The sequence below is a fragment of the Salinicola socius genome, assembly GCF_001937195.1.
In the GTDB taxonomy this organism is placed as follows: domain Bacteria; phylum Pseudomonadota; class Gammaproteobacteria; order Pseudomonadales; family Halomonadaceae; genus Salinicola; species Salinicola socius.
This window is the reverse complement of the sequence record NZ_MSDO01000041.1, coordinates 1-3657: the sequence shown is the minus strand read 5'-3', so window position 1 is coordinate 3657 and position 3657 is coordinate 1. Positions and strand designations below refer to the sequence as shown.

The 3657-nt window shown below is 60.7% G+C and carries 4 protein-coding genes; all 4 read left to right on the top strand.

Annotation, left to right across the window (positions count from 1 at the left end; genetic code table 11):
• Nucleotides 1-236 precede the first annotated feature (236 nt).
• The 4 genes from BTW07_RS18440 (at nucleotide 237) to BTW07_RS18425 (ending at nucleotide 3468) form a co-directional block, all read left to right on the top strand.
• Nucleotides 237-1220: an ABC transporter ATP-binding protein gene (locus tag BTW07_RS18440; protein ID WP_075571628.1), complete on the top strand. Its 984-nt coding sequence runs from the start codon at nucleotides 237-239 to the stop codon at nucleotides 1218-1220.
• A complete protein-coding gene (locus BTW07_RS18435; protein WP_075571627.1) occupies nucleotides 1217-1990 on the top strand; it encodes an ABC transporter permease in 774 nt (257 codons plus the stop codon). The genes BTW07_RS18440 and BTW07_RS18435 overlap by 4 nt, the downstream gene beginning before the upstream one ends.
• Entirely contained in the window at nucleotides 1987-2826 is an 840-nt protein-coding gene (gene queF / locus BTW07_RS18430) for an NADPH-dependent 7-cyano-7-deazaguanine reductase QueF (RefSeq protein ID WP_075571626.1), read from the top strand. The genes BTW07_RS18435 and queF overlap by 4 nt, the downstream gene beginning before the upstream one ends.
• Before the next feature lie 81 nt (nucleotides 2827-2907).
• Nucleotides 2908-3468: a nitroreductase family protein gene (locus BTW07_RS18425; protein WP_075571625.1), complete on the top strand. Its 561-nt coding sequence runs from the start codon at nucleotides 2908-2910 to the stop codon at nucleotides 3466-3468.
• The last annotated feature ends 189 nt before the right edge of the window (nucleotides 3469-3657 follow it).

Sequence of the window (3657 nt, the reverse complement as noted above, 5' to 3'; positions counted from 1 at the left end):
CTCGTGAAGCGGCATCCCCGTTCTCTCGGGATTTTTGCGTTGCATCCGTCGCGTAACCCCGCCACACGGCTCGCTATCCGTCGGCTCGACTGACCCTGTCATATCGAATCTTCTATTCGTCTGCTAAAGATTGAACCCGGTGGAATTGCCCCCATATCGACGGCACTTCGTCTCGATTGATTTTGCAAACCCTGATTTCGCGAATTTCGATTTCTCAAACACGGCAGGAATCCCTGATGGCAGAACCAGCACTGTCCATCCGCGGGCTGACCAAAGTCTACGGTAATGGTTTTGAAGCCTTGAAAGGCATCGATCTCGATGTCGCTCAGGGCGATTTTTTTGCGCTGCTCGGTCCGAATGGCGCGGGTAAATCCACTACGCTTGGCATCGTCTGCTCGCTGGTCCAGAAGACGGCGGGGCAGGTCAAGATATTCGGTATCGATATCGACAAGGATTTTGCCAGGGCGAAATACCATCTGGGGGTCGTGCCGCAGGAGTTCAACTTCAGCCAGTTCGAGAAGGTCGAGGATATCATCCTGACCCAGGCGGGCTACTACGGCATGCCGATGAAGGAAGCCAAGCCGCGCTCCGATCGTCTGCTCAAGGATCTCGGTCTGTGGGACAAGCGCAATGGCGCTGCCCGCATGCTCTCCGGTGGCATGAAGCGCCGCCTGATGATCGCGCGGGCGCTGATTCACCGCCCGCGTCTGCTGATCCTCGATGAACCCACCGCCGGCGTCGATATCGAGCTGCGTCGCAGCATGTGGGAGTACATGCGCCGGATCAACGAGGAAGAGGGCACCTCGATCATTCTGACGACCCACTACCTCGAGGAAGCCGAGAGTCTGTGTCGCAACATCGCGATCATCAATCGCGGCGAGATCATCAAGAACACCTCGATGCGGGGTCTGTTGACCGAGCTGGACACCGAAACCTTCCTGCTCGATCTCGCCGAGCCGTTGACGGCCGCGCCGGCGATAGAGGGCTTCGACGCCGAACGCGTCGACTCTCACCAGCTGGCACTCTCCGTGCGCAAAGGCACCAATCTGAACGATGCCTTCCAGCAATTGACCGAGCAGGGCGTCCGCGTGCTCTCGATGCGTAATCGCGCCAATCGCCTGGAAGAGCTGTTCGTGTCGATGACCTCGCAGCCGGAGGCCACGGCAGGCATCGATAAGCAGTCCGAAAAATCCGCTCAGGCCAAGGAGACGGCGTCTTGAATACCCGGCAACTGCTGATTTCTCTCTGGACCATGGTCGTGAAGGAAGTGCGCCGCTTCGTGCGGATCTGGCCGCAGACGCTGGTGCCGCCCTCCATCACCATGACGATGTACTTCATCATCTTCGGTAATCTGATCGGCTCGCGCGTGGGCGAGATGCACGGCATCTCCTACATGTCCTACATCGTGCCCGGGCTGATCATGATGTCCGTGATCACCAACAGCTACTCCAACGTGGCCTCGTCGTTCTTCTCCAACAAGTTCCAGCGCAGTGTGGAAGAGATGATGGTCTCGCCGATGCCCAACTGGGTGATTCTGGCCGGTTTCGTCATCGGTGGCGCGGCACGCGGGCTCGGCGTCGGGCTGATCGTCACGATCGTGTCGTTCTTCTTCACCGACCTGAATTTGCATCACCCGTTGGTGACCCTGGCCGTCGTGATCATGACCGCAATGCTGTTCTCGATCGGTGGCTTCATCAACGCGTTGCTGGCCAAGAAGTTCGATGACATCTCGATCATCCCGATCTTCGTGTTGACCCCGCTGACCTATCTCGGCGGCGTATTCTACTCGATCGATCTGCTGCCGCAGTTCTGGCAGAACGTGACGATGATCAATCCGATTCTCTACATGGTGAACGCCTTCCGTTACGGTATTCTCGGCATTTCCGATATCCCGGTGGGCGGGGCGCTGGTCGCCATTGCTGCGTTTATCGTCGTGCTTTGGACCGTGGCGCTGTGGATGCTCAATCGCGGCAAGGGGATTCGCTCGTGAACCAGGATCGCCCAGAGACGCTGGTCGACGCGCCACTCGGCCAGGAATCCGCCTATCCCGATCGCTATGACGCTTCTCTTCTGTTTCCCATCGAGCGCGCAGCCAACCGTGCGCCTTTGGGTATCGAGGCGTCGTCGCTGCCGTTTGTCGGAGGCGACGAATGGTGGGCATTCGAACTCTCCTGGCTCGATCTGCGTGGCAAGCCGGTGGTGGCCATTGCACGATTCCGCCTGCCGGCCGACTCGCCCCGGCTGATCGAATCCAAGTCGTGGAAGCTCTATCTCAACGGCTTCAACCAGACGACGTTCGCCGGTCGGGATGCCGTCATCGACTTTCTGCAGCGGGATCTGGGCGCTGCGGCCGGCGCCCCGGTCACGGTGGAGCTCTTTGGTGTCGACGACGCTGCGCTGGCCCCTCGGCCGATGCCCGGTGAGTGCATCGACGACATCGAGATCGACATCGATCGCTACACGCCATCCGCCGATCTGCTGGTCTGCGATGGCAACGATATCGTCGAGGAGACGTTGCACTCGCATCTGCTCAAGTCCAACTGTCCGGTGACCGGCCAGCCGGACTGGGGGAGCGTGCTGATTACCTATCGCGGCCCGCGACTCGATCGGGCCGCGCTGCTGCGCTATATCGTTTCCTACCGTCAACATCAGGATTTTCACGAACATTGCGTCGAGCACATCTTCGTCGATCTGATGGCACGCTGCCTTCCACACGAACTTCTGGTGATGGCCCGCTACGTGCGCCGCGGCGGGCTCGACATCAACCCCTGGCGGGCCACGCCGGGGTGGATGCCGGAGCTGCCTGCGCGGCTGCTGCGGCAGTGATACGTTTGCCGTAGAATTTCGACGACCAGATCGGCGTTTACGCAATCGAGTCTTTATCGCTACCGCCAGAGGAGGGCAACCATGGATGCCATGACACTGCTGCACGAGCGTCGCTCGATGGGCAAGCTCGCCGGGCCCGCGCCGAGCGCCGAGCAGCTCGATGCCATCTACCGCGCGGCGCTGCGGGCGCCGGACCACAAGGAAATGACGCCGTACCGGTTCATCGAGATCAGCGGAGAAGGGCTCGACCGGCTGGGCGAACTGTTCGCCCGATCCGATTATCAGGCCAATCCGCATATCGATGACGGTAGCCTCGATGCCGCCCGCAAGAAACCCAGGCGGGCGCCGATGATCATCGCCGTCATTGCCAGGATTACGCCGGATCTTCCCAAGGTGCCCCCGGTCGAGCAGATCATCTCTGCCGGCTGCGCGGCCCACGCGATGCTCTACGCCGCGTTCGCCCAGGGCCTCGGTGCCATGTGGCGCACGGGGACCTACGCGCATGACAGGACCGTCTGGCGAGGTCTTGGGCTTGGCGAGCAGGAAGAACTGATCGGCTATCTCTATCTGGGCCAGCCCGGCGGGCGCTACCCCGATGCCCCGGCGCGCAACCCGGCGGACTTCGTAGAACGATGGAGCTAGCGCGGCGCCCCAGTCCTGGACGATGAACGTAAAAGGTCGCCGGGAAAGGAAAAACGGCTTGCGATCACGGGCTTAGCTCGATACTATGTGCGCCGTTCTGAACGCACCGGCACAGCCGTTACGAGAAGAGCGAAAATGCGGAGGGGTGTCCGAGTGGTCGAAGGAGCACGCCTGGAAAGTGTGTAAGTC

What these genes read in the sequence shown, in the direction of transcription:
- BTW07_RS18425 (WP_075571625.1), top strand. Translation starts at nt 2,908, where the DNA reads ATGGATGCCATGACACTGCTGCACGAGCGTCGCTCGATGGGCAAGCTC.
- BTW07_RS18440 (WP_075571628.1), top strand. Translation starts at nt 237, where the DNA reads ATGGCAGAACCAGCACTGTCCATCCGCGGGCTGACCAAAGTCTACGGT.